Origin of the sequence: Marinobacter guineae, from assembly GCF_002744735.1 — a bacterium.
Lineage (GTDB): Bacteria > Pseudomonadota > Gammaproteobacteria > Pseudomonadales > Oleiphilaceae > Marinobacter > Marinobacter guineae.
In genome coordinates this window covers 468,436-494,885 of record NZ_KZ319341.1, presented here as the reverse complement: position 1 = coordinate 494,885, position 26,450 = coordinate 468,436, and the positions used below count along the sequence as shown (strand labels likewise).

Genomic DNA, 26,450 nt, shown 5'->3' with positions numbered 1-26,450 from the left:
AGGGACGTATTTACAGCGGTTTTTGGGAGGGCGGCACACTCAATGGAGCCGCCCCCAAGGTTGGGACTTACTGAAGCAACGCCATGGCAGCTTCCATCTGCGCATTCAGATCCTCTTCCTCGCTCATGTCGATATTCGGATCCAACCCGAGACGATCAAAGGCAGAAATCTTCGTCCAGTCCATCTCCGTCCAGGGGTGCTCGGAGCCCGCAACCAGCTGCAGATTGGCAACCATTACCAGGTCCGCATAGTCCGCTGTCGGAACCTCACGATTGAAGCTGGCGTATTCCAGTGGAACATTCTGAAGATCCTTCGGGAAGTCCCACTTCTTGAGAATCGTCGCCCCGATTTTCGGATGCAGCTCTTCAATTACGTTGTCCAGCATGATGCTGCTGATCTGGATGTCCTGATCTTCCACGTACCGAAGGATCGGCAGCACCCCGATCAGATGAACCAGGCCCGCAAGAGTTGCCTGGTCCGGCTTGAGCTTGGTGTAGTGCTGAGCCAGTACGTGACAGACACCGGCAACTTCGGTGCTGGTCTGCCAGGTGGCGCGCATCCGCTTGTCGATCATGTCAGAGGTAGCCTGGAACATCTGCTCCATGGCCAGGCCCATCGCCAGATTACTGGTGTAGGCCATGCCGAGGCGGCTCACCGCCATATTCAGGTTCTCAATGGCCCGGCTGCCACGGAACAGCGGGCTGTTGCACACCCGGATAATGCGTGCGGAAAGGGCGGTATCATTGCTGATCACCTTCACCAGGTCAGCGATTGCCGAATCTTCGGATTGAGCAATGTCCCGTACCTGCAGGGCCACTTCCGGAAGGGTCGGCAGCACAAGCTTGTCATTTTCGATGGCGGCATTAAGGTCGGCTTTAATGGTTTCGACAATATTCGACATGGTCAGTTACGGTCCGCGTGTAGGTTCCGGATACCGACCACTGATGCTGGCCGTTACCCTTGAAAATCAGATATGTGAGCTACTGCATAGCAAAATAGCAAATTCTGAGGGATTTGCCTGTCAACTTATGTATCTGATTGTGCGCTTTTTTCCCTCTCGGGTACGGCGTAGGGTAGGGGCATCGGAACAAGGGCGGCGTTGGGCTGCCCCTCCGGATGAAGGTTTTTTTCGGCCGCATCATGGCGAACTACGGCCAGCAACTCACCGCTGCCGTCCTGGTATTTTACGGCGTTGACCACTTCACCCACCGAACGTTCGCCTGCAACCAATGCGCTGCCAGGAACCGGGAGCTCCCCAGCCTGTTTAATCCGGAACCGGAACAGGCTCTTTTTCAGTTGGCCGAGGAAGTGCATCCGGGCAATAACCTCCTGACCCGTGTAACAGCCCTTCTTGAAGTGAACCCCGCCCAGATGTTGCCAGTTCAGCATCTGGGGTACGAAGGACTCCCGTGTGGTGGCAGTGAGGGATGCGACGCCGGCAGTGATCTCTGAGGCGTACCAGTCTGCCTGGGGCAGCTGGCCAGTGGTGTCGAGGCCGATCTCATTCCCCGTGGTTTGCCAGAATTCAAAACGGGCTGTGCCCTCGGCGGTCGGCTCTGTTCTCACCAGAAAACCGGTATTCAGCTCGGCAGAGTCCCCGGGTTCCTTCAGATTGTTCATGGCATTTCCCGCCACTGTCTCGGCCACCCGGTTTCCGAGAATGCCGACAAGGCTGGCTGCCGGAATCACGTCCATGGAAGTGCCCCGGAACAGCATCAGGTACTTGCGCAGGTGAGTGAGGGTGTCGTCAGCCAGATCGGAGGAAAAGTCCATCAGGATATCTTCTCCGTCCCTGACCATGCGGGTCAGACAGTAAGCGCGGCCTTTCGGTGTTGAGGCGGCAGCCCGGGGAGAGTGCCCGGCGGTCACTTCATTGAGGTTCTGACTGAACTGGCCCTGGAGAAACTTGTCGGTTCCCGGGCCGCTGATCCGCACGATAATCCGGTCGCTCAGGACCGTCCAGCCATCACCTGGCAAAGGGAAGTCTGCAACCGCTGGTAAAGGTGTGTCTGGGTCATTCATGGAGTGCTCCAGATCGGTACATCATGTGGATGGTGGCCTGGAGCGGCCCAGTCTGAGCCAAATTCTCAGGCGACGGAATTCCTCTTCCGCAACGTTGCCGGGCCGGCCCGATGACGGTGTCAGAACGATAGTCGTGTATGACCAGTATCTGGTGTCAGCAGGGCGAAGTTTCAAGAGCCCCAGCCCGGACCAGATCCGGCTGGCCGCCGACGGGACTACCGGGATCTGCCGATTGTCTCCGGTTCTCGCGTATAGCTGGTCTTGCTCTACGAACAGTGCTTTGACGGAACGACGGCCTTTGAGGAGGCCATTGCACCGGTATTGCAACAGCGCACCCGTCAAAACGACCGGAATGGTGGCCAGCAACCAGGCTTTGCCAGCCAGAGCCGCAACAATCAGAAAGGCCAGCAGTGCCAGCCAGGGTCCAATTGCCATCACCCCGACCAGCCGGGACGGTGAGAGCGTCAGCTCAATCCGGCTGGACACGATTGAGGATCAGGTCGACCATCCGTTGCAGGTCCGGGTCTTGCGGACGGCTGCGCTGCATGAACCATTCGAACATGTCGTTATCTTCGCAGCTGAGCAGTTTTTTATATCGGGCCTGGTCATCGGCGCCAAGGTCGCGATACGCCTGCTCTACGAAAGGAATCAGGAGGTTGTCCAATTCCAGCATGCCTCGACGACTGTGCCACCAAAGGCGGTTGTATTCTGTTTTTGCGGAAGATGCAGGAGTCTCTGACATAGTCTTTACCATCGAATAGGTTGCAAAAGTCTGCTTTGGTTTACGGCGAAAGGGTACGGTAAGTCGTCGGGACCAGTACGGTATCACGGACCTCATGGAGCAGTCCCGGATAATCCAGTGTGTAGTGCAGCCCCCGGCTTTCCCGGCGCTGGAGTGCCGAACAGATGATCAGATCAGATACGGTCACCAGGTTTCGCAACTCAAGCAGGTCATTGGATACCCGGTAGTTGCTGTAGAACTCGCCAATCTCCGCTGACAGCAAGTCGACACGGTGTTTTGCCCGCTGTAGCCGCTTGGTGGTGCGCACAATGCCGACATAGTCCCACATGAAGTGGCGCAGTTCGTCCCAGTTGTGGGAAATAACAACGTCTTCATCGGAGTCACGCACCTGGCTTTCATCCCAGTCCGGGGCTTCCGGGGGGGGCGGGATGTCGGCTTCACGTCGAGTAATGTCTGCCGCCGCGGCCCGGCCATAGACCAGACATTCCAGCAGGGAGTTGCTGGCCATACGGTTGGCGCCGTGGAGCCCCGTGAAAGCGGCTTCGCCCACTACATAAAGTTGGTTGATATCCGTTCTGGCGCGTTCGTCGCTGACAATGCCGCCGCAGGTGTAATGGGCGGCCGGAACCACGGGAATGGGTTCTTTGGTGATATCAATGCCAAATCCCAGGCACTTCTCGTAAATGGTCGGGAAGTGGTGCTTTATAAAGTCTTCGGGTTTGTGGCTGATATCCAGGTACAGGTGATCGGCACCCAGGCGTTTCATCTCATGGTCAATGGCCCGGGCAACGATGTCCCGGGGCGCCAGTTCTCCGCGCTCATCGAAGCGGTCCATGAACCGGGTGCCATCGGGCAGTTTCAGCAAGCCACCTTCACCCCGTACTGCTTCGGTAATCAGGAAGGACTTTGCATGGGGATGATACAGGCAGGTCGGGTGGAACTGGTTGAATTCCATGTTCGCTACCCGGCAGCCGGCCCGCCAGGCCATGGCGATACCATCACCGGATGCCCCGTCCGGATTGGTGGTGTAGCGGTAGGCCTTGGAAGCGCCCCCGGTGGCAATAACGGTGAACCGGGCCCGGAACAACTCCACATGGCTGTCCTCAAGGTTCAGGATATAAGCGCCGACACAGCGGTTCCCTGGCAGGGACAGCTTCCGGTTGGTTATCAGGTCCACCGCCACCCGGCCAGACAAGAGTTCGATGTTGGGCCTGGCCTGGGCCTGGGATGTGAGGGTTGTAGAGACGGCATGACCGGTGGCATCGGCAGCGTGGATGATGCGCCGATGGCTGTGACCGCCTTCCCGGGTCAGGTGATAGTGGGCATCCTGGTCCCGGGTAAAATCCACTCCGGAATCAATCAGCCAGTCGATGCTTTCTTTGGCGTGCTCCACGGTGAAACGGACAGCGTCCTCATGGCACAGACCGGCCCCGGCGTTCAGAGTGTCGGTGATGTGGTTTTCGGTTGAATCCTGATCATCCAGTACCGCAGCAATACCTCCCTGGGCCCAGAGTGTGGCGCCGCTGCTGATCTCGGCCTTGCTGACCACGCACACTTTCAGATGCTCTGGCAGATTGAGGGCAACGGTCAGACCGGCAGCACCGCTGCCGATAATGAGAACATCGTATTCGTAGGACTGTGGCATCGGGTCGTTATCGCAGGCCATAATGTGGACGTGTATTGAACTAAACTTTACGCTTGCTGTCTATTTGGCCTGACAGGGTGAGCTGCCTGGCAGGTGGCGCAGCCCGTTTCATGAACGGACGCCGGATAGCATCAATGACGCAACGAAACTTGGTACAGGCCGGACAGCTGGCCGTCAAATCAGGGAACCCCGGCAAACAGTCCATGACTCCTGATACAGACAAACAACAGGGTGAGCATTCCGACAGCCAGACGGACCTGCAGTTGGTGCGCAAGGTCAAGAACGGCGATCGTGCCGCGTTCGACCTGCTGGTCGTCAAGTATCAGTCCAGAGTCGCGTCTATCATCAGCCGTTACGTTTACGATAGTCAGGAAGTCATGGATCTGACCCAGGAGACCTTCGTCAAGGCATTCCGGGCGATCGAACGCTTCCGGGGTGACAGTGCCTTTTATACCTGGCTTTACCGGATTGCCGTGAATACCGCCAAGAACTATCTGGAATCCCGGGGGCGGCGTCCCCAGGGCAGTGCCGATTCCGCCGAGGCGGAGAATTTTGATGAAGGCTCCAGGCTCCGGGATAACGCTTCACCTGAGCGGCTCCTGCAGAGGGAGCAGCTCCAGAAGGAGTTGACCAAGGCTATTGCCCAGCTGCCGGAAGAACTGCGTTCGGCATTTTTGTTACGGGAATACGATGGTCTCAGCTATGAAGATATTGCCGGCATTCTGGAGTGCCCCATCGGTACCGTCCGTTCACGAATTTTCAGGGCCCGGGATGCGGTTGATCGTCATCTCGGACCTCTGCTCAACCACTCGGTTACGTAATTGAGGTTGCATCCCATGGATGATCGTCTCAGAGAAACACTGTCCGCCATGATGGACGACGAAGCTGACGAACTGTCGGTGCGTCGCCTGTTGTCGCACGATAGCCAGGATGAGGTTCGGGCCCAGTGGCAGCGATGGCAAGACGTGCGGGATCTTCTGCATGACGGCCACTCACCGGCCCATGGAGTGGATGTGAGTGTTGCTGTGCGTGAATTGCTCGATGGCCGAACGTCCGCTTTGGCGCGGTCTCAGGTCCTGGGATCGAACACGAATGTTCGCCGCTGGCACTGGCCTGCCGCAGCCATGGTTGCCATGGCGCTGCTCGTTGGGTTCGGCGCTGGCGCAGGTTGGGATTCTTCGGATGTCGGCCCTGGACCTGTTCAGCCTGCGACGGCGGCTGCGACAGATGTGTCGACACAGGATCAGCCGGTCAGGGAGATTGCACTGCAGGGTCTGGATGACGAGCAGTGGGAGTATATGAGTCGTTATTTGCTGGAGCATGCGCAGCACAACAGTGTCGGCGCCGGTCGGGGAGCCGTTGGCTATGCCCGCCTGGTCAGCGCTAATGGCAGCGGTTACTGACCCCTGGAGTGAGTGTGATCATACCCAAAGCCCTGAATGCTGTTTCCCGGAATCTTTCACTGTCATTGTTGATGGTTCTGGTGTTCGTGCTTGCCGTCCCAATGCCGGTGGCCGCCGATGAAGAGGAGGCAGCGGCCTGGCTCAAACGCCTCGGCCCGGCTCTGAACATGACCTCCTATCGCGGCGTTTTCGTGTACGCCCGGGGTGACAGCGTGCATTCAATGCAGATTGCGCACCGTTACCATGATGGTGTTGTCGAGGAGCGGTTGGTTCTGCAGGACGGCGGCAGCGGCGAAATCGTCCGCAAGGGAATGAACGTGGTCTGCGTGCTTCCTGAAAGGGGCCGCATCAAACTCAATCAGGTCATTCCATCCGGTCCTTTCGCAGAGGCGTTTACCAGCCAGCTGGTACCAGTGAGTCGCTGGTATCGTGCAGAAATGAAGGGTGAGGATCGAGTCGCGGGTTACGATGTGGTGACCGTGGCCCTTAGTGCCAGGGATCCCTACCGCTACAGTCACCGGTTGTGGCTCGAAAAGTCCACGGGGCTTCTGGTCAAGAGTCATGTGCGCAACGCCGAGGGCGAGGTTCTGGAGCATTTCCAGTTCACCAGTTTGCAAATCGGCGAAAACATCCCCGACAGTGAGTTTGAAATTCGCACCCGGGGCCGGGAAATGTCGAGGACGCTTGAGGACTCGACGCCCCAGGCATCGGCGGTTCAGCGCATGGATGGTTGGCAGCTTGGCTGGAGGCCGGAGGGTTTCGTGCCGGCTGCAGCTCCTCGTTCCGGCAAGGGACAGGCGGTTGCTTTCTCTGACGGCCTGGCGGCGTTTTCGGTCTTTGTCGAGCCCGCTGGCGCGATAAACATGCCCACAGGCGCCTCCCGAATCGGTGCCACGACAGTCTATATGCACAAGGTCAGTTATGACGGCAACGCATTTCTGGTCACTGTTGTTGGTGAATTACCGCCACAAGCTGCTCGCCAGGTTGCTGAATCAGTCCGGGTCGAGAATGCGTTGGCGCTCAGTGCAGGTGAACTGTGATCACGGAAACGGGCAAAGTTGTTGCGCTGAAAGGCGAACGGGTTTGGGTGCAGACCATCCGCGCCAGTGCGTGTCAGAGCTGTGCTGCCCGCAATGGGTGCGGGCAGAAGGTGCTGGCAGCCGCAACTGGTGGGCGGGCGAACCAGATTCTGGTGACGAACACAATCAACGCCCGGGTCGGGGATGAGGTCACCATCGGAATTGATGAACAGGCGCTGCTTGGCGCCTCGCTGGTAGTTTATGCGATCCCGCTGATTCTGATGGTGGTGGCGAGTATTCTTGGCCATCATTTATCGGGCGGGCAGGATATTGCTGCCATGTTCTCCGCTGCGGGTGGCCTGGCCCTGGGCTTTCTGGTTGTCCGTAAACTGCAGCGTCCGGGCATAACGGATTACGAGCCCCGATTGGTCCGGGTTAACCGGATTTCATCCGGAAACTGTCTATGAACCCTACCGTTTTTTAAGTTGAAAATCGGTTTCCTGATCCCAAAACTACCGCAAGGTCTTTGCAATACAAGGGGTACATCATGTCGAGAACAACAGAAGTTGCCCAGCAGTCCCGGAATATTCAGTCCGGTGGCGCCCTGGCCATTCTGCTAATGGTGCTGTCCGTCATGGTGCTGACGGGCTGGAGTCAGGCCGGGTTAGCCCAGGGGTTGCCCGACTTTACTGAACTCGTTGAAGATAACGCAGGTGCTGTGGTCAACATAAGCACCACAAGTGCGCCCAAGGCAGGAAACACGCGTGGTATGCCGTTTGACGAGCGCCAGCTCGAACAAATGCCCGAATTTTTCCAGGATTTTTTCCGCGGCCCCCAGTCTCCTTTTGGTGGCTCCCCGGGGAATTCCCAGCCTCGCCGGTCCATGGGCTCCGGTTTTATTGTGTCTGAGGATGGCTACGTACTCACCAACAACCATGTGGTTGAAGGTGCCGATGAAATCATTGTTCGCCTGAATGACCGTAGGGAACTGCCAGCAACCTTGGTGGGAACGGATCCAAGGTCTGATATGGCGGTCCTGAAACTTGAGAATGGCGAAGATTTGCCCGTGGTGAAAGTTGGCCGCTCAAGCGAGTTGAAAGTCGGTGAATGGGTGTTTGCAATCGGTTCCCCGTTTGGTTTCGATTACACCGTTACCGCCGGAATCGTGAGTGCCCTGGGCCGTTCTCTGCCGTCTGAAAATTATGTTCCCTTCATTCAGACCGACGTTGCCATTAATCCGGGTAATTCCGGTGGCCCCCTGTTCAACCTGGACGGTGAAGTGGTCGGTATCAATTCCCAGATCTACACTCGCTCCGGCGGCTTTATGGGCGTCTCTTTTGCCATCCCCATTGATGATGCCATGAACGTTTTCCGTCAGTTGCGCGACAAGGGCGTCGTTTCCCGTGGCTGGCTGGGTGTATTGATCCAGGAAGTGAATCGTGATCTGGCGGAGTCCTTCGGCCTTGAACGTCCTCGAGGCGCATTGATTGCCGAAGTCATGGCAGATTCTCCAGCCCAACAGGCAGGCCTCCAGGCGGGTGACATCGTGCTCAGTTACGACGGTGAACCTGTTGAGCTTTCGTCGGACCTGCCGCCCATGGTGGGTCGCACCCCAGTCGGGGAAACGGCCGGTCTCAGGGTGCTCCGTGGTGGAGAAGTCATTGAAATGGGCGTCGAAATTGGCCGGCTGCCCGAGGAAGGAAGCCAGCAGGCAGCAGTTCCTTCGGGTGAAAGTGGCGGTCCTACCTCTGCGCCTCTGGGTATGATGGTGGAGCCTCTGCCCGCGGATATGGCCGATTCCCTCGGTGTCGATCGCGGGGTCGTTGTAGCAGACGTTGCCCGTGGCCCAGCCTATGAAGCTGGCATCCGACCGAGAGACGTGATCACGGAAATCAACCGCAAGAAGGTTGCATCCGTTGAAGATTTTCGTGAGGTGGTCCGGGCGCTGCCCGACGACAAGGCGGTGTCGGTGAGAGTGGTGCGGCAGGGGCGGGCTCTGTACCTGGTGATGAAGCCCTGACCCTGAGTCCCTGAACACCAATCAGGCCCTCAAAGCCTCCGGGTGTGTTGGAAACGACATGCCCGGGGGCTTTTGTTATACTCGCCGTCATAAATAAAAACGAGTGGCCATGGAACGGACCAGGACCCATGATGAACAGACAGGAACTCCCCCTCCGCAAACTGCTTGAGTTTCGCAATGCCTGGGTAGGGTGGCTGATTTTTGCGGTGGCGGTTGCTGTTACTATTCTGCTTTGGCAGGTCTCGATCAGGCTTGTTGAAGACCGCACCGAAGCCAGATTCCGTACCCAGTCGCTGCAGTTGAAATCGGCCATCGAAGAACGCCTCCTGAATTATGAGCAGGTACTGGCCGGAAGCGCCGGGCTTTTCGCCGTGGCTGGCGATGTGTCCCGGGACCAGTGGCGAGAATACGTCGACAAGGTTGATATCAACCGTTATTACCCGGGTATACAGGGAATTGGCTATGTCCGTCGAATTGGCGTGCGGCAGATGGCCGAGCACATATCATCGGTTCGGGCCAACGGTGTTCCCAATTACCTGGTAAAGCCGCTCGGAACCGGTCCCTATTATTACCCCATGGTCTACCTGGAACCGGGAACCGAGCGTAATCGTCGCGCCTTGGGCTACGATGCTTTTAGTGACCCGGTCCATCGCCGGGCCATGGAGCGGGCCCGTGATGATGCCATTCCCACCGTAACCGCCAAAGTCGTGCTGGTTCAGGAAGAACTCGGAGAGGACCAGGCAAGCTTTCTGATGTATTACCCCGTGTTTCAGGGCGGCGAGGTTCCCGAGATCCGGGCCGAGCGCCGCATGATGCTGGCGGGTTACGTGTTCAGTGCGTTCCGCATGAACAACCTGATTGACGGGATCGTTGGCCTGATATCGCCCTTTCTCGACGTCCGGATCTATGATGCCGGCGTCGCCGAGCGCCAGAATCTGATGTATGGCTCGAACCTGGGATCGCTTGATAACGAGTTCAGTTTCGAAATGAGCCAGACGATCAGCCATGGCGGGCGTGACTGGTTACTTCAGACCCGTTCCACACCGGCGTTCGACTTTCTGGCATCGGATCCCCGACCGCCCATCGTGCTTGGTTCGGGCCTGGTTATCAGCGTGCTCTTGTTCCTGTTTGTACTGGCTCTTATCCGCTCACGACTGATGGCCCAGATAAGTGCTGGACGCTACCGGGCCATTACCGAAGGGGCTGCCAACGTCACGTTGGTGATGGACCGCGCAGGGCAGGCTCTCTATGCCAGTCCGTCGAGCCTGGACATTCTGGGTTTTGAACCGGACCAGGTGCAGGCCCTGAGCTTTGAAGAGCTGGTTCATGGAGATGACTGGCCCCAGTTAAAAAAGGGCTTTGATGACTCTGTGACCGCGCCGGGTAAACAAATGCCTGTTATCCGGGTCCGGATTCGTGATGCCGAGGGCCGCTGGCGGGATATGGAAGGCACTTTTACGGCGATGCTGTCGGTGCCAGGCGTTAACGGCGTTGTCCTCAGTCTCCGGGATCTGACCCAGCTGAAAGCTGCCCAGTCCGAGCTGCACCGCCTGGCCTTCTACGACCCCCTGACCGGACTGGCAAATCGGCAGCTGTTCCGGGATCGTCTCAATCATGTGGTGAGCCGCAGTCGTCGCAGCGGGGAGCCGGCCGCCCTGATGTTCCTGGATCTGGACGGATTCAAGCGCATCAACGATACCCTCGGGCATGATTCCGGCGATGAGCTACTGTGCCAGGTGGCGCAGTGGCTGGTGGGCTGCGTTCGCGAAGAGGATTCGGTTGCCCGGCTTGGAGGCGACGAATTTGTTGTCCTGCTGTCCCGGATCAGCGGTCCGGACGCCGCCGGCAAGGTGGCAGAGACCATTCTGCGCAGACTGTGCCAGCGCATGCGCCTTAACGATCATGAGGTCGGCATCACCGTCAGTATCGGCATTACCATGATCCCTCACGACAGCGAAGACGCCGGAACCCTGATGAAGTATGCGGACCTGGCCATGTACCGGGCCAAGGAGCTGGGCCGGAATACCTTCCAGTTCTTCACTCCCGCCATGAATATCAAGGCGGCCCGCAGGCTGTTGCAGCAGGAGGAGTTGGCAACGGCTCTGGATGGCGACCGCTTTGTTCTGCATTACCAGCCCAAGATTGATCTGGCCAGCGAGCGGGTGATCGGCGTGGAGGCATTCCTGCGCTGGCACCATCCCGAGAAAGGGCTGGTATCGGCCCAGCAGTTTATCGGGCTGGCGGAAGAGACCGGTCTCATCGTGCGCCTCGGCGAGATTGCGCTTCGCCAGGCCTGTATCCAGGTTCAGGCCCTTGAGCGGGCCGGTTTCGAATCCTTGAAGATGGCGGTAAACCTGTCGGTGCGCCAGTTGACGGACTCCGGCTTCCTGGACATGATCCGGCAGGTAATTACCGAGACAGGCGTGTCGCCTGAGCGCCTGGAGCTGGAAATGCCAGCCGAGCTGCTCAACGAAGACCCGAGAATGCTGCGCGAGTTGCTGGTTTCGCTCCACGATCTGGGCGTGTGCCTGATTCTCGATGATTTCGGCACCGGCTCCTGTTCGCTGGTCGCGTTGCAACAACTGCCGCTGGATGTCATCAAGATCGACCACCGATTTATTCGCGACATACCCTACAACGTAAGCGCCACCGATGTTGCCTCGGCTGTTATTGCCCTGGCTCGCAAGCTCCACCTCACGGTGGTGGCCGAGGGCGTGGAAACGCCGCAGCAACTGAGCTTCCTGAAATCCCACGGTTGTGCCCAGTGTCAGGGCAACCTGTTCAGTTACCCGCTGGACGAGGATGCCTTGATTGGCTTCCTGATCCGGCAGTACGAAAGGCCGCTGATTTCCTGATCATGGCAATGGCGGCCGGTAACCGGTAAAATCACGCCGTTCCCGGGTCCGGGTCGTGGCCTCTCCGGGCTCAAACCTTCGTCTTAACTGAGTATTTATTGTCTGTGACTGAACTGAGCCGAATCCGTAACTTTTCCATTATCGCCCACATCGACCATGGTAAATCCACACTTGCAGACCGTTTCATCCAGCTCTGTGGTGGCCTGACCAATCGTGAAATGGCAGAACAGGTCCTGGACTCCATGGATCTTGAGCGTGAGCGAGGGATTACCATCAAGGCCCAGAGTGTCACGCTCAATTACAAAGCCCGGGATGGCCAGATATACAAGCTGAACTTTATCGATACACCGGGCCATGTGGATTTCTCCTACGAAGTGTCGCGTTCGCTTTACGCCTGCGAAGGGGCGTTGCTGGTGGTGGACGCCGGGCAGGGTGTGGAAGCGCAGTCAGTGGCCAACTGCTATACCGCCATTGAGCAGGGGCTGGAAGTGGTGCCAGTCCTGAACAAGATGGACCTGCCCCAGGCCGAGCCGGAGCGGGTGGCGGCGGAAATTGAGGACATCATTGGTATCGAGGCGTCTGATGCCGTGCGCTGCAGCGCCAAAAGCGGCATGGGCGTGGAAGATGTGCTGGAAGACCTGATCAAAAAGATTCCACCACCCAAAGGCGATCGCAGCGCGCCTCTGCAAGCGCTGATCATTGATTCTTGGTTCGATAATTACCTGGGCGTCGTATCCCTTGTCAGAGTGACCGAAGGCACCCTGAAAAAGGGCGACAGGATCGTCATCAAGTCCACCGGCAAAGCCTGGAACGCGGACAAGGTCGGGATTTTCAATCCCAAGCCAACCGATACGGACGTGCTGGAAGCCGGCGACGTCGGCTTTGTCGTGGCCGGTATCAAGGATATTCATGGTGCGCCGGTCGGCGATACCATCGTGCACCAGAAGTTTGCTGCTGAAACACCCATGCTGCCTGGCTTCAAGAAGGTCAAACCGCAGGTATACGCTGGTCTGTTTCCGGTGAGTGCTGACGATTACAACGATTTTCGGGATGCGCTGGAAAAACTGACCCTGAACGATGCCTCCCTGTTCTTCGAGCCCGAAAGCTCGGACGCCCTTGGTTTTGGTTTCCGTTGCGGTTTTCTCGGTATGTTGCACATGGAAATCATCCAGGAGCGGCTGGAGCGGGAATACGACATCGACCTGATTACCACCGCGCCTACGGTGATCTATGAGGTGGTTACCAAGCAAGGTGAGACCTTGTCGGTGGACAACCCGTCAAGCCTTCCGGATATTGGCTCTATTGAGGAAATGCGAGAGCCGATGGTGGAAGCGAACATTCTGGTGCCCCAGGAGCATCTCGGTAACGTGATTGCCCTGTGTGAGGAGAAGCGGGGCGTTCAGAAGAACATGCATTTCATGTCGACCCAGGTTCAGGTTACCTATGAGCTGCCCATGGCGGAAGTGGTGATGGATTTCTTCGACCGCATCAAGTCCGCCAGCCGTGGCTTTGCCTCGCTGGATTACCATTTCACCCGTTTCCAGACCGCCAACCTGGTACGGCTGGATGTGCTGATCAATGGTGAGCGGGTGGATGCGCTGGCGCTGATCGTCCATAAGGAACAGGCGCATCGCAAGGGGCGTCAGCTGATCGAGAAGATGAAGGAACTGATTCCGCGGCAGATGTTTGATATTGCCATTCAGGCCGCCATCGGAAACCAGGTGGTATCGCGGGTTACTGTGAAGGCGCTGCGCAAGAATGTAACCGCCAAGTGTTATGGTGGCGACGTCAGCCGGAAGAAGAAACTGCTGCAGAAGCAGAAAGAAGGTAAAAAGCGTATGAAGCAACTGGGTAATGTCGAGGTGCCTCAGGAAGCGTTTCTTGCCGTACTGAAAGTGGATAACTAAAAGGCCCCCTGGATGGATATCGATTTTCCCCTGGTTCTGGTGGTACTGACCTTTGCAACGGGTCTGATCTGGCTGGCTGACAAGCTGTTTCTTCGAGAGCGTCGCCTCGCTGGTTCCCGTGCCGGTGACAACGCTGCAGGTGGCTCAGCCGGTGAAGAAGACGAACCCAAAGAGCCATACCTCGTTGATCTCAGCCGTTCTTTTTTCCCGGTGCTGGCGATTGTGCTGGTACTGCGATCCTTTCTGGTGGAGCCGTTCCAGATTCCGTCCGGCTCCATGTTGCCAACGCTTGAGGTCGGGGATTTTATTCTGGTCAACAAGTACGCTTACGGGCTTCGGTTGCCCGTCGCGGGCACCAAGGTCCTGACTGTTGATGATCCTCAGCGGGGCGATGTGATGGTGTTCAAGTACCCGAAAGATGGCGAGACCAACTACATCAAGCGGGTCATTGGCGAGCCAGGCGACCGCATCCGGTATCAGGACAAGCAGCTATTCATCAACGGCGAGCTTGTGGAGACCCGATTTATCGCGAGGCTGCCGCCCATGGAGTTGCGCCGGGAAGATCTTGGCCAGGTTGAACACGACATCTACCTGACTCTGGGCCGCCCCGGTGGAAGTGGTGAAGGCGAATGGCAGGTGCCCGAGGGCCACTATTTTGTCATGGGCGATAATCGCGATAACAGCAACGACAGCCGCTACTGGGGCATGGTCCCTGACGAGCTGGTAGTCGGCAAGGCCTTTGCAATCTGGATGCACTGGAAATCCCTGACCAGTCTGCCATCCTTTGATCGTGTCGGCGGAATCGAGTAACTCGGACTATCTGGAGTGCAGGCATAATGAAGAAAAACAAACTTTCCGGCATGAGCCGTCAAAGGGGTGCCTCGGCACTGACGATGATGGTTATGGTGCTGTTTTTTGGTGGCTTGCTGACTCTGGTGATCAAGCTCGGTCCCGCTTACCTGGATGACGTTACCATCCAGGAGGCGCTGGAAAGCCTTGATGGCACCGAGGGTCTCTCGCAGATGGGGCCGGCGCAGGTGCGCACGCTGATTAACAAGCGCCTCAGTGTAAACAATGTCCGGGGCTTTGATGCCAAAAACATTTCCGTTGAGAAAGACGGCGAATTTGTCGTTATAAACGTTGATTACGAAGTGCGTAATAACCTGTTCAGTAACGTGGATACGGTCGTTCACTTCAAGCATGAATATGAGATGAAGGGCAAGTGAGTTCACAACCGGATCTGGATCAGTTACAGCGCCGCATAGGCTATCAGTTCCAATCGCCGGAGCGGCTTTTGCTGGCGCTTACCCACCGGAGTTACGGGAACCAGAATAACGAGCGCCTTGAGTTCCTTGGTGATTCCATTGTGAACATGGTCATTGCAGAATACCTGTACCTCCATTTTGAAAAAGCCCGGGAAGGGCAGCTAAGCCGGCTTCGTGCTCGCATGGTCAAGGGTGTCACGCTGGCGGAAATTGGCCGGGAGTTCCAGCTTGGCAATTACCTGCGCCTGGGGTCTGGTGAGCTGAAAAGCGGCGGGTTCCGTCGGGAGTCGATTCTGGCCGATGCGGTGGAATCCATCATCGGTGCCATTTATCTGGACAGCGACTTTCACACCTGCCGTGAGCAGGTATTGCGCTGGTTCGAACACCGTCTGGAGAAACTGGACCTTCAGGACACCCAGAAAGACCCGAAAACCCGTCTTCAGGAGTACCTTCAGTCCCGGCAGTTTCCGCTGCCGAGGTACGATGTGATTACCGTGGACGGTGAAGCTCACAACCAGACCTTCCACGTATCCTGTGCGCTGCCTTCGCTGGATCGAAAAACCACCGGGACCGGCAGCAGCCGCCGCGTGGCCGAGCAGCAGGCAGCCCGTAACGCCCTGAAAGAACTGGGCGTGGAGAACCAGTAATGAACGATATCACCCGTCCGGAGAATCCGGACAGTCGCTGCGGTTTTGTGGCCATCGTCGGTCGCCCGAATGTGGGTAAATCCACCTTGCTGAATCATATTCTCGGGCAGAAGCTGAGTATTACCTCCCGCAAGCCCCAGACGACCCGGCATCAGGTGCTTGGGATCAAGACCGTCGGCCCAGTCCAGGCGATTTATGTAGATACGCCAGGCATGCACGAAGAAGAACCCCGGGCCCTGAACCGCTATATGAACAAGGCGGCCACGTCGGCATTGATTGACGTGGATGTCGTGGTTTTTGTAGTGGATCAGCTGGCCTGGACCACTGCCGATGAAATGGTACTGGAGAAACTCAGCAAGCTGAAATGCCCGGTTATCCTGGCGGTCAATAAGGTCGACAAGATCGAGAAGCGGGAAAGCCTGCTGCCACACCTGGATATGGTCTCGAAAAAGCGTGAGTTCGCAGAGATTATTCCGCTTTCAGCCCTCAAGGAAACCAACCTGAAGCCTCTTGAAGAGGCGGTGGGCCGTTTCCTGCCGGAGAGTATCCATTTCTACCCGGATGACCAGATCACCGATCGCAGCGAACGCTTTCTTGCCTCCGAAATTGTCCGGGAAAAAATCACCCGGCAATTGGGTGCAGAGCTGCCGTACTCGGTAGCGGTTGAAATCGAAGAGTTTAAGCGCGAGGGCAAGACCCTGCACATTTCTGCGCTCATCCTGGTAGAACGAGAAGGTCAGAAAAAGATCATGATCGGGGACAAGGGCGAACGGATGCGCCGTATCGGACAGGAGGCGCGTGCAGATATGGAGCGTATGTTCGATAGCAAAATCATGCTGCGGCTCTGGGTGAAGGTAAAGCGTGGCTGGGCCGACAGCGACCGGGCACTCAAAAGCCTGGGCATGAACGACCTCTGAGGCGGGTATGAGAGGGCCTGAGTTGCAAGAGCCCGCCTATGTCCTTCACCGCCGCCCATGGCGGGAAACCAGCCTCATGGTTGATGTGTTCACCCTGAATCACGGCCGCATGACCGTGATCGCCAAGGGCGCCAATAGCGCCAAGAGTCCCCTGAAAGCCCAACTTCAGCCTTTCCAGCCGTTGGTTATGGACTGGGTGGGTCGGGGTGACCTGAAAACACTTACCCAGGTGGATGTGCGCAGTGGCCCGGCGTTGACCCGGACTATCTCCCTGTACAGTGGTCTTTACCTCAATGAACTGCTGCAGCGGGTTCTTCCGGCTTCTGATCCACACCCGACTCTGTTTGCGGCCTACATCGATGCCATCGGCCAGCTGTCAGGCACAACAGATGTCGAGCCGGTGCTCCGGCACTTCGAACTGGCGTTCGCATATGCCCTGGGCTACGGCTTTGCCTGGGATGTCACCACTGACACGCGGCAACCCGTCGAGGCCAGCCAGCAGTATTGTTATGATCCGGAGCAGGGCATTGTGTCCGGGGTCTCGCCCGGAGTACGCCTGCAAAGTCTACCGGGGGAGGTGTTGTTAGCCCTGGCCCGGGAGGATTTTCAATCGGATACCTGTCGCAGGGTGTCCAAGCGGGTTATGCGGGTGCTCACCGATTACCTTCTGCAGGGGCGGCCCCTGAACAGTCGCAGCCTTTTCACTCACCTTCGGGGAGAATCACATGAATCCTAGAGTTCTGCTTGGCGTCAATATTGATCACGTTGCCACCCTCCGGCAGGCGCGGGGAACCCGGTATCCGGACCCGGTACAGGCGGCGCTGATGGCAGAGGAAGCGGGTGCAGATGGCATCACCATCCATCCGAGGGAAGATCGGCGTCATATCCAGGACCGGGACGTGCTGCTCCTGAAAGAAGTACTGCAAACCAAGATGAACCTCGAAATGGCCGTTACCGATGCCATGCTGGCGTTTGCAGAGCAGGTGCGGCCGGAGTGTGTTTGTCTGGTGCCGGAAAAACGGGAAGAGCTGACCACCGAAGGTGGTCTGGATGTCGATGGCCAGGAATCCAGGGTGGCAAAGGCCTGTGAACGCCTCGCCCGGATCGGCGCCGAGGTGTCACTGTTTATTGATCCGGACCCGGTGCAAATTGATGCTGCGGTTCGCTGCGGTGCCCCGGTGGTGGAGCTGCATACCGGCGAATATGCAGAATCCGGCACTGGCGAGGCGGAGGAGGTGGCTTTCAAGACTATTGCCGATGCTGTCGCCTATGCGCGCAAGAGGGGGCTGATTGTGAACGCCGGCCATGGCCTGCACTATCATAACACCGAACGAGTGGCCGCGATTCAGGGCATCAACGAACTGAATATTGGCCATGCCATTATTGCCCGCGCCGTCTTCACCGGCTTGAAGGAGGCAGTCCGAGATATGAAAGCCATTCTTGATCAGGCTCGGCCCCGGGCCTGATCAGGCAGGCTCAGGAGGTTTCGGCGGCCTGGTGCCGTTCGCGAAACAGCTGCTGCCAGTCGGTCTGTTCGCTCCAGATCTGCAGGCGCTCCATGGCGGAAAGGAGCTGGTCTTTCTGTTGTTCCATATCCGGTGCGGAGCACTTGATGGCTGTTTCCAGCCGGTTGGCCGCGGTTCGAAGTTCCGGAACACCGCAGTAGCGGGTAGCACCATGGAGTTTGTGAACGCACTCCAGCAGCTCATCCATGCACTGGTTTACCCAGAATTCTGATACCCGTTCCAGATCGACGTGGACCTGCTCCAGCAGCATGCTGAACAGTTCCTCGGCCAGGTCCGCTTTGCCGGCCGCCAACTGAATGCTCTCATCAACACTCATGCAGTCCTGTTGCATCTGGCGTGTTGACGGACGCAGGGCGCGGCGGGTGTCCCGGACTTCCGGTATCCGGGTTCGCCCGGTGCCGGCCATACTCGGGCAGACATAGCCGGTGTACTCGTGAATGATTTCGGTGAGTTGGCTGCTGCTGATGGGTTTCGGCATGTAGCCGTCGAATCCCTGCCTGGTCAGCCTCTCCTGCTCCTCGGCCAATGCATGTGCGGTAAGAGCAATGATCGTAGTCCGGTGATCGCCGGTATCCATCTCCCTTAACCGGGCAGCCGTTTCAACGCCATCCATGCCCGGCATCTGAAGGTCCATGAATATCAGGTCGAAGGGTTTCTGCCTGGCCTTGCTGAGGGCTTCAAATCCACTGGATGCCCCTTCGGCTTCCAGTTGGCAGTCTTCGAGCAGGGTAAGGACCAGTTTCAGGTTGGCGTCGTTGTCATCCACGGCGAGAACTCTGGGCACGTCGCCAGTGGACAGCAGATGTCCGGCAGTTTCATATTCCACAGTGGTGCGTCCCGCGGAGTCGATGCCATGCACCAGAAGCAAGAGCTCGTCGTAAAGGGCGTCGCGGCACACCGGTTTGGTCAGGTGACCGCTGGCCAGAGCCGAGAGTGGGGTTTCGTGGGTTTCAAGCGTTGGAGTCAACAGCAGTGTCCGGCAATCCCGTTCGATTTCCAGGGTGCGCACCAGCCCGCAGTACTGGCTGGAATTGAGCAGGTGGCGGGTAATGCCAACAATGGCCACGGCATACCCCGACTGGCTTTTCTGGGCTTCCTCGATCTGCTCCTGCAGGGCTCCGGGTGACGTCACCCGGTCAACCACCATGCCCCAGTCGCGCAGCAGGTGTTCTACCGCCAGGCCCGTGGTTTTTTGTTGCTCAAGGTAGATAACCCGCTCACCACGCAGCGCATCCCTCGGTGCGATGGCTTCACCGCTGGTTGCCAGCTCCGATGTCAGGGTAAACCAGAAGGTCGAGCCCTTGCCCAGCTCACTATCGAGCCCGATCTTGCCGCCCATTTCCTCGACCAGCCGCTTGGATATGGCCAGGCCGAGGCCGGTACCGCCATATTGGCGGGCAGTGGATGCGTCCGCCTGACTGAAGGCATTGAACAGGGATTGCTGCTGGGCCCGGGAAAGGCCCACGCCGGAATCGGAAATGCTCAGGCGGAGGGTGACCCGATTGGTGTCTTTCTCTTCTTCTTCCAGGCTTGCTCGGAGAACCACTTCACCCGTCTGGGTAAACTTGATGGCGTTATTGACCAGGTTGGTGATGACCTGTTTGACCCGCAACGGGTCGCCCATGATGTTGTCCGGTACATCGGTATAGACAAGGGGTACCAGATCCAGGTTTTTAGCATGGGCGGCCGGTGCCAGCATCACCATGACCTCCTCGACGATATCCCGTAACTGGAACGGTACCCGGTCGAGAATGAGTTTTCCGGCCTCGATCTTGGAGAAGTCCAGTATATCGTTGATGATCGTCAGCAGGATTTCCGAGGACTTCCGGATCGTGCTCAGGTGGTCCCTCTGCTGCCTCGGCAGCGGGCTTTTCAGCAGCAGTTCGGTGAAACCGATAATTCCATTGAGCGGCGTGCGGATTTCGTGGGACATATTGGCCAGGAATTCCGATTTGATCCGGCTCGCCTCCAGAGCCTCTTTCCGGGCAAAGTCGAGCTCAATGTTCTGGATTTCGATGGTTTCCAGGGTTTCCCGCAGGTCTTCGGTGGCCTGGTCAATGTTCTGCTGCATCTCGGCCTGGGCCTTGCTCAGTTCCTCAGCCATGGCATTGAGCCCCGATTCAAGCTGCTCGAATTCAGGGCCTGCCCCGGTGTAAACACGGGTATCCAGCTTTCCTTCCTTGAGCTTGGCAACGGCTGCATTCAGTTCGAATACCGGGTTGGTGAATGCGCGGCTAAGCCTCAGGGCAATGGCCATACTGAGGATAACGCCACCGAGTACCAGCAGCAGGGAAATCAGCAGCGCCTTGTAGGTCTCCTTCTCGGTTCGGATGTGGGACATCTCCACAACAACCCAGCCAAGCGGTTCCCGCAGGCCGGACATGGACTGGCGGGCATCCGGGTCCATCATGCTCTCAATCATCAGGTCCTGAAGGAAAACCGGGGTAATGAAACGGGTGCTGTCCTCCCGGAAGATTCGTGTCGCTCGCTCCGCTGTCAGCTCGTCGGTTTTCACGGTGTCAGAACTGCCCGGCCCGGTGTGCAGCAGGCGTGAGCCGTCGCTGCTAAAAAAGGTGATTGAGCGAACGTCCTGCTCTTCAAGAAGGGCATTGGAGAGGCTGCTGAGAAGGCTCCGGTTGGCGGTGAACAGACCGTATTCCGAACCCGCCGCCAACTGGCGTGACAGTGATTCGCCACGGTCCCTGAGCAGGCTTTCAATATTGGTGACCCAGCTGTAGGTGAAAAAGAGCCCCAGCATCAAGGTAGTCAGAAGCGTGGGAACCAGGGTTACCACCAAAACTTTCTTGCGAATGCCCCAACGTCGCATACCATGTTCCTGAATTATTGCTTTTGTCCGTACTCAGGTACGGAAAACTTCCCTGTTAAGCATAGATGATCTGGAAGTGGATAACTGAGGTATCAGTCCCGGCAGCACCGGAAATTCCCCTGGGGGATATAGCCACCGGTCATGGATATAGCGAGAAGCTGTATTGGGAGACCGGGCCGATAACGCGTATCATGCGAAACCAAAAGTGTACCATAGGGTTATCATATGAACTTTTCCACCATTGCAGATTATGTCGGGCACACCCCTCTGGTTCGCCTCCAGCGTCTCCCCGGTGAGACCAGCAACATTATCCTGGCCAAACTGGAAGGCAACAATCCTGCCGGCTCGGTGAAGGATCGCCCGGCCATCAGTATGATCCAGGAGGCGGAACGCCGCGGTGAAATCAAACCCGGGGATACCCTGATCGAGGCAACCAGTGGCAATACCGGTATAGCACTCGCCATGGCTGCAGCAATAAAGGGCTACCGCATGGTGCTGATCATGCCTGCCAATATGAGTGAAGAGCGACGGGCCTCCATGCGCGCCTACGGTGCGGAGATCGTCACGGTCTCTAAAGAAGAGGGCATGGAAACCGCACGCGACCTGGCCCTGAAGATGGAAGCAGAAGGCAAGGGCAAGGTACTGGACCAGTTCAGCAACCAGGATAACCCGCTGGCGCACTACCGGACGACAGGCCCGGAAATCTGGGAGCAAACTGAGGGGCGTGTCACCCACTTTGTCAGTTCCATGGGTACCACTGGCACCATCATGGGCGTTTCCCGGTACCTCAAGGAACGTAACCCGGATATTCGCATTATTGGTCTGCAGCCGAAAGAGGGCGCATCCATCCCCGGAATCCGGCGCTGGCCGGAGGCCTACCTGCCGAAAATCTACGATGCTGCCCGAGTGGACCAGGTACTGGATATCGGGCAGGAAGAGGCCGAGACCACCATGAGGGCCCTTGCCTCAGAAGAAGGTATCTTTTGTGGGGTATCCTCGGGCGGTTCCATTGCCGCCGCTCTGAAACTGTCGCAGCAGGTTGAAAATGCCATCATCGTGGCCATTATCTGTGACCGCGGCGACCGCTATTTGTCCACCGGTGTGTTTCCCGGCGCCTGAATCCGTTTTCACCAAGAGACTTGAGTATGAGCAGACGACGCAGGAAGGTTCTTCCCAAAGAGCCTGTGCGCTGTGAAATTGAAACCCTGAGCCACGATGGCCGGGGAATCGCCCGTCAGGACGGCAAGACCCAGTTTGTGGATGGCGCCCTGCCCGGGGAAACGGTCATGGCCAAAGTAGTATCCAGTCGTAGCAAATTCGATGAGTTACGAACCGAGCAGGTGCTGGAAGCTGCGCCGGACCGGCAGACACCGCCGTGCGAGTTCGCCGACCTGTGCGGGGGCTGCAGCCTTCAGCACATGAGTGGTGACGCCCAGATACAGTTCAAGGAAAACACCCTGCGTGAGCATTTTGCTCACTTTGGGGGCATTGAGCCTGAAGAATGGGTCGAACCCCTGCGCTCGGAAAGCAGCCTGGGCTATCGCCGCAAGGCGCGCCTTGGGGTCCGTTACGTGAAGGCCCGGGAGTCCGTTCTGGTGGGTTTCCGGGAGAAGCGCAACAGCTTCCTGACCGACATAGATCGTTGCGTTGTGCTGGATCCGCGCATCGGGGAGCGGGTGCTGCCCCTGCGCAACATGCTTCATGATCTGGAGGCATACAGCCGGATTGCCCAGGTGGAAGTGGCTTGTGGTGATGATGTGGCGGTGATGGTGTTCCGGAACATGGATGAGCTATCGGCGGGTGACCGGGAGAAGCTCATTGCCTTTGGTCAGGCCCACGATTTGCATATTTACCTGCAGCCCAAGGGGCCGGATACCGTGCACCGGATCTGGCCAGAATCCGCTGGCCGGGATGACGAGCGCCTGAGTTACCGGCTGGAAGAATTCGACCTGACCATGCGGTTTCATCCCATGGATTTTACCCAGGTCAATGCAGGCATTAACCGGGCGATGGTACACAGGGCGGTCGAGTGGCTGGATGTTGAGCCAGAGGAGCGGGTACTGGACCTGTTTTGCGGCCTTGGCAATTTTACCCTGCCACTGGCCAGGAAGGGCGCGCAGGTTGTAGGCGTGGAAGGGGATGAGGCCATGGTGGTTCGCGGCCAGGAAAACGCGGAACTTAATGGTCTGGACAATGTCGCTTTTCACGGTACCGACCTGCACGGGGACTTTACCGGCCAGGGCTGGGCAAAGGAAGGTTTTGACAAGATCCTCATCGATCCGCCCCGCTCGGGCGCTGAGGAAATCTGCAAGTACCTCACGGCGTTCGGCGCCAGGAAAATTGTTTATGTGTCCTGCAATCCGGCGACGCTGGCGCGGGACGCCGGCGTTATGGTGCGTAACGGCTATCGCTTGGTACGCGCGGGTGTGATGGACATGTTTCCCCACACCACCCATGTGGAATCCATCGCGCTTTTCGAGCGGGATTCCGGCTGAAGATGTCGTGGGCAGTCAGGGATGGCTGTGTAAACCATCAGGAACAACAAGACTGATATGGTAAAAGTTCGCGAAGACTACGCAATGACTGGCGACGGCCAGGTGGATATTGAGGGCTGGGTACACCAGATTGCCTCGCAAACACATCTGGAAAACGTTGACCAGTTCCGGCGAGCCTGCGAAAAGGCGGCTGAAATTGATCTGCAGGCGTTCCGGGAAGACCGCCTGTGGGCGCCCGGTTCCAGCAGTTTTCGTATTGGTATCGAAATGGCCCAGGTGCTGGCGGAGCTGCATCTGGACCAGGCCAGCCTCGTGGCCGCGATTCTGTATCGGGCAGTTCGTGAGGAACGGGTTCCTCTTGAAGATATCCGCAAGGAATTTGGCGATGAGGTCGCAGGCCTGATCAACGGCGTTCAGCAAATGGCGGCGATTTCCTCCATTCATCACCCGCTTAAGGGCAATGTGCTGGGGCAGAGTGAAGGCCAGCTGGACAACGTTCGCAAGATGCTCGTTACCATGATTGACGACGTGCGTGTTGCCCTGATCAAGCTCGCAGAGCGAACCTGTGCCATCCGGGCCGTCAAGAATGGCACCGAAGAGAAGCGCATGCGTGTCGCCCGGGAAGTGTTCGATATTTATGCCCCGCTTGCCCATCGCCTTGGCATAGGCCACATCAAATGGGAGCTGGAGGATCTGTCCTTCCGCTACCTGCACGGGTCTGCCTACAAAAAGATTGCCAAGCTGCTTGATGAAAAGCGCCTGGACCGGGAAGGCTACATCAAGCGGGTGCTTGAGACCCTGCAGACAGAGCTGAAAGCATTCGGCATCGAGGGCGAGCTCTCCGGCCGGGCCAAGCACATCTACAGCATCTGGCGGAAGATGCGGCGCAAGGGTATCGACTTTTCCCAGGTGTATGACGTCCGTGCGGTTCGAATTCTGGTGCCGGAAGTTCGGGACTGCTATGCCGCACTCGGGATCGTCCATACCCTGTGGCGCCATATCCCGAACGAGTTCGACGACTATATTGCCAACCCCAAGGAAAACGGGTACCAGTCGCTGCATACGGCGGTGATCGGGCCGGAAGGCAAGGTCATGGAAGTCCAGATCCGTACTCACAAGATGCACGAGGAAGCGGAGCTGGGCGTGTGTGCCCACTGGCTGTACAAGGGCACGGACAAAGGCAACAAGTCCACTGGGTACGATGCCAAGATTAACTGGCTGCGCCAGGTTCTTGAGTGGCAGGAAGAGCTTGGCGACCTGTCCGGGCTGGCGGACCATCTGAAATCCGATGTGACATCGGACCGGGTATACGTATTCACGCCCGAGGGCCATGTGGTGGATCTGCCCCAGGGTGCGACCCCGGTGGATTTCGCCTATCGGGTCCATACCGAGATCGGCCATGCCTGCCGCGGAGCGCGGGTGAACAGCCGTATCGTGCCGCTGACCTATCCACTGAGAACCGGGGACCAGGTGTTTGTCCTGACCTCCAACAATCCGTCCCCCAGCCGGGACTGGCTGAACCCGAGCCTCGGCTACATCCAGACCTCCCGGGCCCGGGCCAAGGTGACGCACTGGTTCAAGCAACAGGATCGCGGCCGCAATATCATTGACGGCCGGGCTATCCTTGAAGACGAATTCAGACGCCTGTCGCTTTACGACGTGGATCTGGGCGAGTTGGCAGCGAAGGTGAATTACCACAGCGCCGAGGACATGTTTGCCGCCGTTGGTGCCGGCGATCTGCGCCCGACCCATGTCGCCAACGTTGCCCAGCAGATGCTGGAGCCGAAATCCGAGCAACTGGACCTCAAGCTCAGCTCCCAGCGGCGCAAGCCTTACGACACCGAATCCGATATCCAGATTGTTGGCGTAGGCAAGCTAAAAACCCAGGTAGCGAAATGCTGCAAGCCCTTGCCCGGAGATGCCATCGGTGGCTATATCACGGTAGGGCGCGGGGTGACGGTGCACCGTCAGGATTGCCTGACGTTCCTGAATCTGCGGGAGTTTGAACCGAACCGGATAATCGAGGTGAGCTGGGGTGGGCGGCCGGCGGCTGTCTACCCGGTGGACGTCGAGATTGAAGCCTACGACCGGTCCGGATTACTGAGGGACATTACCCAGGTTCTGTCCTCGTCCAAGAGTGATGTTCTGGCACTGAATACCCTGAGTAACAAGGATGAAAACACGGCCACTATGTTATTGACTGTGGAAATTTCCAGTCTGGAGCAGTTGGCCCGTTTGCTGGCGCAGATCCGTAACCTGCCCAATATCATTGATGTAAGGCGTAAGCGCGGATGAGCTACACCATGGACGACCTGAAAACCCTGATGGCCCGGCTCCGGGATCCGGAGACCGGCTGCCCGTGGGACACCCGACAGACCTACAAGACCATTGTGCCCCACACCCTTGAAGAGGCCTACGAAGTCGCCGATGCCATCGAACGCGAGGATTACCCGCATTTGAAGGATGAATTGGGCGACCTTCTGTTCCAGGTGATCTTCTACGCCCAGATCGGACGGGAAGACGGGCATTTTGATTTTGACGGTGTGGTCGATCATCTGGTCCGGAAACTGGTACGTCGGCACCCACACGTCTTTCCCGAGGGGACACTGGAAAGCTGTATCGACCCGGATAACCGGCCGGATGAAGGCTGGATCAAGGAAAGCTGGGAGCGCATCAAGGCGGAAGAGAGGGCACTGGCACCCGCACCGGAGACCAATGAGCCATCCAGTCGGCTTGATGGCATTGCCCGAACCCTGCCGGCTATGGCCCGGGCTGAAAAGCTCCAGAAACGTGCCGCCCGCCACGGCTTTGACTGGCCGGATATCGGCCCCGTGTTCGACAAGCTCCATGAAGAGATCGACGAGCTCAAGGAAGCCTGGGGAGCGGCGCAATCAGGTAAGGGAGATCCCGATGCCGTGGAAGATGAGCTGGGCGATCTCCTGTTTGTCTGTGTAAACCTGGCACGGTTCATGAAAGTCAATCCTGAGCAGGCCCTCAAACGAACCAACCACAAATTTGATGCCCGCTTCCGGGCGATTGAACGGGTGCTTGAGCGTGAGGGACGCAACATGGACGAAGAATCGCTGGAGGCGCTGGATGCCGTCTGGCAGGCGGTCAAAGGCGTGGAGCGGGGCGGAAATGGCTGACTGACAAAGCCTGC

General features: G+C 57.8%; 23 protein-coding genes. 17 read left to right on the top strand and 6 right to left on the bottom strand.

All coding sequences use genetic code 11. The annotated features are described in order from the left end of the window. Nucleotides 1-67 precede the first annotated feature (67 nt). From CLH62_RS16645 to nadB, 5 genes are all read right to left on the bottom strand, one after another. Entirely contained in the window at nt 68-901 is an 834-nt protein-coding gene (locus tag CLH62_RS16645; RefSeq protein WP_099619303.1) for an HDOD domain-containing protein, read from the bottom strand. Between the two features lie 125 nt (nt 902-1,026). Beyond that, nucleotides 1,027-2,022, bottom strand: a complete 996-nt coding sequence (ygfZ, locus tag CLH62_RS16640; protein WP_099619302.1) for a CAF17-like 4Fe-4S cluster assembly/insertion protein YgfZ — start codon at nt 2,020-2,022, stop codon at nt 1,027-1,029. 21 nt (nt 2,023-2,043) lie between these two features. Continuing rightward, on the bottom strand, nt 2,044-2,508 hold the full coding sequence (locus CLH62_RS16635) for a hypothetical protein (protein WP_099619301.1): 465 nt from the start codon (nt 2,506-2,508) through the stop codon (nt 2,044-2,046). After that, nucleotides 2,492-2,764, bottom strand: a complete 273-nt coding sequence (locus CLH62_RS16630) for an FAD assembly factor SdhE (protein WP_099619300.1) — start codon at nt 2,762-2,764, stop codon at nt 2,492-2,494. The genes CLH62_RS16635 and CLH62_RS16630 overlap by 17 nt, the downstream gene beginning before the upstream one ends. A 40-nt stretch (nt 2,765-2,804) precedes the next feature. Continuing rightward, complete coding sequence (gene nadB, locus CLH62_RS16625) at nt 2,805-4,409, bottom strand: L-aspartate oxidase (RefSeq protein WP_211285813.1); 1,605 nt, start codon at nt 4,407-4,409, stop codon at nt 2,805-2,807. A gap of 134 nt (nt 4,410-4,543) precedes the next feature. Here nadB and rpoE point away from each other — a divergent pair, with 134 nt between their 5' ends. From rpoE to pdxJ, 13 genes are all read left to right on the top strand, one after another. Next, the gene (gene rpoE, locus CLH62_RS16620) at nt 4,544-5,230 is read left to right on the top strand and encodes an RNA polymerase sigma factor RpoE (protein WP_099619298.1); all 687 of its coding nucleotides are present in this window, start codon (nt 4,544-4,546) and stop codon (nt 5,228-5,230) included. Nucleotides 5,231-5,245: 15 nt separating this feature from the next. After that, nucleotides 5,246-5,812, top strand: a complete 567-nt coding sequence (locus CLH62_RS16615; RefSeq protein ID WP_099619297.1) for a sigma-E factor negative regulatory protein — start codon at nt 5,246-5,248, stop codon at nt 5,810-5,812. 71 nt (nt 5,813-5,883) lie between these two features. Continuing rightward, on the top strand, nt 5,884-6,852 hold the full coding sequence (locus CLH62_RS16610) for a MucB/RseB C-terminal domain-containing protein (RefSeq protein ID WP_170005825.1): 969 nt from the start codon (nt 5,884-5,886) through the stop codon (nt 6,850-6,852). Then, nucleotides 6,849-7,298, top strand: a complete 450-nt coding sequence (locus tag CLH62_RS16605; RefSeq protein WP_099619296.1) for a SoxR reducing system RseC family protein — start codon at nt 6,849-6,851, stop codon at nt 7,296-7,298. The genes CLH62_RS16610 and CLH62_RS16605 overlap by 4 nt, the downstream gene beginning before the upstream one ends. A gap of 80 nt (nt 7,299-7,378) precedes the next feature. Continuing rightward, a complete protein-coding gene (locus CLH62_RS16600) occupies nt 7,379-8,851 on the top strand; it encodes a DegQ family serine endoprotease (RefSeq protein ID WP_099619295.1) in 1,473 nt (490 codons plus the stop codon). 128 nt (nt 8,852-8,979) lie between these two features. Beyond that, the gene (locus CLH62_RS16595) at nt 8,980-11,706 is read left to right on the top strand and encodes a bifunctional diguanylate cyclase/phosphodiesterase (RefSeq protein ID WP_099619294.1); all 2,727 of its coding nucleotides are present in this window, start codon (nt 8,980-8,982) and stop codon (nt 11,704-11,706) included. A 104-nt stretch (nt 11,707-11,810) separates the two neighbouring features. Next, nucleotides 11,811-13,613, top strand: a complete 1,803-nt coding sequence (gene lepA / locus CLH62_RS16590; RefSeq protein ID WP_099619506.1) for a translation elongation factor 4 — start codon at nt 11,811-11,813, stop codon at nt 13,611-13,613. A 12-nt stretch (nt 13,614-13,625) separates the two neighbouring features. Beyond that, the gene (lepB, locus tag CLH62_RS16585; protein WP_099619293.1) at nt 13,626-14,423 is read left to right on the top strand and encodes a signal peptidase I; all 798 of its coding nucleotides are present in this window, start codon (nt 13,626-13,628) and stop codon (nt 14,421-14,423) included. Between the two features lie 26 nt (nt 14,424-14,449). Further along, a complete protein-coding gene (locus tag CLH62_RS16580) occupies nt 14,450-14,839 on the top strand; it encodes a DUF4845 domain-containing protein (protein WP_099619292.1) in 390 nt (129 codons plus the stop codon). Continuing rightward, nucleotides 14,836-15,525 carry a ribonuclease III gene (rnc, locus tag CLH62_RS16575; protein ID WP_099619291.1) on the top strand — a complete coding sequence of 230 codons (690 nt, stop codon included), beginning with the start codon at nt 14,836-14,838 and terminating at the stop codon, nt 15,523-15,525. The genes CLH62_RS16580 and rnc overlap by 4 nt, the downstream gene beginning before the upstream one ends. Continuing rightward, on the top strand, nt 15,525-16,442 hold the full coding sequence (gene era, locus CLH62_RS16570; RefSeq protein ID WP_099619290.1) for a GTPase Era: 918 nt from the start codon (nt 15,525-15,527) through the stop codon (nt 16,440-16,442). Before rnc ends, era begins: the two co-directional genes overlap by 1 nt. A 7-nt stretch (nt 16,443-16,449) precedes the next feature. Then, nucleotides 16,450-17,178 carry a DNA repair protein RecO gene (recO, locus tag CLH62_RS16565; protein ID WP_099619289.1) on the top strand — a complete coding sequence of 243 codons (729 nt, stop codon included), beginning with the start codon at nt 16,450-16,452 and terminating at the stop codon, nt 17,176-17,178. Next, complete coding sequence (pdxJ, locus tag CLH62_RS16560) at nt 17,168-17,908, top strand: pyridoxine 5'-phosphate synthase (protein ID WP_099619288.1); 741 nt, start codon at nt 17,168-17,170, stop codon at nt 17,906-17,908. The genes recO and pdxJ overlap by 11 nt, the downstream gene beginning before the upstream one ends. A gap of 10 nt (nt 17,909-17,918) precedes the next feature. Here the strand turns inward: pdxJ and CLH62_RS16555 are convergent, their stop codons facing one another. Beyond that, nucleotides 17,919-20,795, bottom strand: coding sequence for an ATP-binding protein (locus CLH62_RS16555; RefSeq protein WP_099619287.1), 2,877 nt, complete (start codon nt 20,793-20,795; stop codon nt 17,919-17,921). Between the two features lie 225 nt (nt 20,796-21,020). On the opposite strand from CLH62_RS16555, the gene cysM reads away from it, so the two are divergent. From cysM to mazG, 4 genes are read left to right on the top strand one after another with little or no spacing between them, the layout of a single operon-like run. Next, on the top strand, nt 21,021-21,914 hold the full coding sequence (gene cysM / locus CLH62_RS16550; protein WP_099619286.1) for a cysteine synthase CysM: 894 nt from the start codon (nt 21,021-21,023) through the stop codon (nt 21,912-21,914). Nucleotides 21,915-21,940: 26 nt separating this feature from the next. Beyond that, complete coding sequence (gene rlmD, locus CLH62_RS16545) at nt 21,941-23,290, top strand: 23S rRNA (uracil(1939)-C(5))-methyltransferase RlmD (RefSeq protein WP_099619285.1); 1,350 nt, start codon at nt 21,941-21,943, stop codon at nt 23,288-23,290. A gap of 57 nt (nt 23,291-23,347) precedes the next feature. Beyond that, entirely contained in the window at nt 23,348-25,585 is a 2,238-nt protein-coding gene (relA, locus tag CLH62_RS16540; protein ID WP_099619284.1) for a GTP diphosphokinase, read from the top strand. After that, nucleotides 25,582-26,436 carry a nucleoside triphosphate pyrophosphohydrolase gene (mazG, locus tag CLH62_RS16535; RefSeq protein ID WP_099619283.1) on the top strand — a complete coding sequence of 285 codons (855 nt, stop codon included), beginning with the start codon at nt 25,582-25,584 and terminating at the stop codon, nt 26,434-26,436. The genes relA and mazG overlap by 4 nt, the downstream gene beginning before the upstream one ends. The last annotated feature ends 14 nt before the right edge of the window (nt 26,437-26,450 follow it).

Bases quoted from the DNA above. Each gene is read 5' to 3' on its own strand.
- CLH62_RS16580 (WP_099619292.1), top strand. From the start codon at position 14,450: ATGAAGAAAAACAAACTTTCCGGCATGAGCCGTCAAAGGGGTGCCTCG.
- relA (WP_099619284.1), top strand. From the start codon at position 23,348: ATGGTAAAAGTTCGCGAAGACTACGCAATGACTGGCGACGGCCAGGTG.
- lepB (WP_099619293.1), top strand. From the start codon at position 13,626: ATGGATATCGATTTTCCCCTGGTTCTGGTGGTACTGACCTTTGCAACG.
- pdxJ (WP_099619288.1), top strand. From the start codon at position 17,168: ATGAATCCTAGAGTTCTGCTTGGCGTCAATATTGATCACGTTGCCACC.
- era (WP_099619290.1), top strand. From the start codon at position 15,525: ATGAACGATATCACCCGTCCGGAGAATCCGGACAGTCGCTGCGGTTTT.
- recO (WP_099619289.1), top strand. From the start codon at position 16,450: ATGAGAGGGCCTGAGTTGCAAGAGCCCGCCTATGTCCTTCACCGCCGC.
- CLH62_RS16615 (WP_099619297.1), top strand. From the start codon at position 5,246: ATGGATGATCGTCTCAGAGAAACACTGTCCGCCATGATGGACGACGAA.
- CLH62_RS16555 (WP_099619287.1), bottom strand. From the start codon at position 20,795: ATGCGACGTTGGGGCATTCGCAAGAAAGTTTTGGTGGTAACCCTGGTT.
- rlmD (WP_099619285.1), top strand. From the start codon at position 21,941: ATGAGCAGACGACGCAGGAAGGTTCTTCCCAAAGAGCCTGTGCGCTGT.
- ygfZ (WP_099619302.1), bottom strand. From the start codon at position 2,022: ATGAATGACCCAGACACACCTTTACCAGCGGTTGCAGACTTCCCTTTG.
- rpoE (WP_099619298.1), top strand. From the start codon at position 4,544: ATGACGCAACGAAACTTGGTACAGGCCGGACAGCTGGCCGTCAAATCA.
- CLH62_RS16645 (WP_099619303.1), bottom strand. From the start codon at position 901: ATGTCGAATATTGTCGAAACCATTAAAGCCGACCTTAATGCCGCCATC.
- CLH62_RS16610 (WP_170005825.1), top strand. From the start codon at position 5,884: ATGGTTCTGGTGTTCGTGCTTGCCGTCCCAATGCCGGTGGCCGCCGAT.
- CLH62_RS16630 (WP_099619300.1), bottom strand. From the start codon at position 2,764: ATGTCAGAGACTCCTGCATCTTCCGCAAAAACAGAATACAACCGCCTT.
- CLH62_RS16595 (WP_099619294.1), top strand. From the start codon at position 8,980: ATGATGAACAGACAGGAACTCCCCCTCCGCAAACTGCTTGAGTTTCGC.
- mazG (WP_099619283.1), top strand. From the start codon at position 25,582: ATGAGCTACACCATGGACGACCTGAAAACCCTGATGGCCCGGCTCCGG.
- CLH62_RS16600 (WP_099619295.1), top strand. From the start codon at position 7,379: ATGTCGAGAACAACAGAAGTTGCCCAGCAGTCCCGGAATATTCAGTCC.
- cysM (WP_099619286.1), top strand. From the start codon at position 21,021: ATGAACTTTTCCACCATTGCAGATTATGTCGGGCACACCCCTCTGGTT.
- nadB (WP_211285813.1), bottom strand. From the start codon at position 4,409: ATGCCACAGTCCTACGAATACGATGTTCTCATTATCGGCAGCGGTGCT.